The organism is Klebsiella sp. HN106 (assembly GCF_051209435.1).
In the GTDB taxonomy this organism is placed as follows: domain Bacteria; phylum Pseudomonadota; class Gammaproteobacteria; order Enterobacterales; family Enterobacteriaceae; genus Klebsiella; species Klebsiella oxytoca.
Genome location: NZ_JBLURD010000269.1, coordinates 1 through 285 on the forward strand (window position 1 = coordinate 1; position 285 = coordinate 285).

Here is a 285-nt window from a genome sequence, read left to right on the forward strand (position 1 = left end):
GTTACGGTCAATCAGCAGGGTGCTGCCGGCGGGCGCCGAGTACATGCCGACAATTTTATTGGACGTCGAGGTGCCGTTGGTCACCATATAGCTTTGCTCGGCGCCAAAGGCGCGCGCGATATACTCCTCCGCCTCCAGGTGCGGGCCGGTATGATCCAGCAGGGAGCCCAGCTCGGTGACCGAAATCGAGACATCCGCCTTCAGCGTATTCCCGCCAAAAAAATCATAGAACAGGCAGCCCACCGGGCTTTTCTGATAGGCGCTGCCGCCCATATGGCCCGGCGT

At 60.4% G+C, this 285-nt stretch carries 1 pseudogene; it reads right to left on the reverse strand.

Annotation, left to right across the window (positions count from 1 at the left end):
• Nucleotides 1-285 (reverse strand): annotated as a pseudogene (locus tag ACSIPU_RS31190) (lysine decarboxylase LdcC); the annotation flags it as partial.